The organism is Halorubrum sp. GN11_10-6_MGM (assembly GCF_005435165.1).
Classification (GTDB): domain Archaea; phylum Halobacteriota; class Halobacteria; order Halobacteriales; family Haloferacaceae; genus Halorubrum.
This window is the reverse complement of record NZ_SGUC01000140.1, coordinates 1-485: the sequence shown is the minus strand read 5'-3', so window position 1 is coordinate 485 and position 485 is coordinate 1. Positions and strand designations below refer to the sequence as shown.

The window sequence follows — 485 nt, the reverse complement described above, 5'->3', positions numbered from 1 at the left end:
CAGACGGAGAACTCCGGTCTTCATCTATCGTTGATACACTGGGTTATGTATTCCGTTCAGCGATCTAAAGTCCGCTATGCGACACAGCGTGTCGATTCGGGACGAGGTTGGAGAGGAGGTTGAGGCAGTAGCCGAGGAAGAGGGCCTCTCTATCAGCGAGTTTTACGCTCGGGCAGCCGAATCCTATATGAAACGTCTCCGTCGCCGCCGGGCTATCGACGAACTCGACCGACGGGCCGGCATGGTTGACGCACACGGTGACCTCAACCAAGTGCTTGGCGACATTCGGAAGGACGATCCGGAGCGTCCGTAGCCTCAGCCAGTTTCCCGACTCGTCAGCGTAGACGCCATGCGACGCGGATTCGACACCGGATACTTCGTTAAGTACGCCACCGGAGAGCTCTCGGAGGCCCATCGTCAGGCCCTCCGAGATTTAGTTGGAGACGAAGGATTGGGCGTCGCCAACGCACTGGTAATTTACGAGC

General features: G+C 57.7%; 1 protein-coding gene. It reads right to left on the bottom strand.

From position 1 onward, the window contains the following. Positions 1 to 64: 64 nt before the first annotated feature. Positions 65 to 415, bottom strand: coding sequence for a hypothetical protein (locus EXE46_RS16425; protein WP_137689381.1), 351 nt, complete (start codon positions 413 to 415; stop codon positions 65 to 67). Positions 416 to 485: the final 70 nt, after the last annotated feature.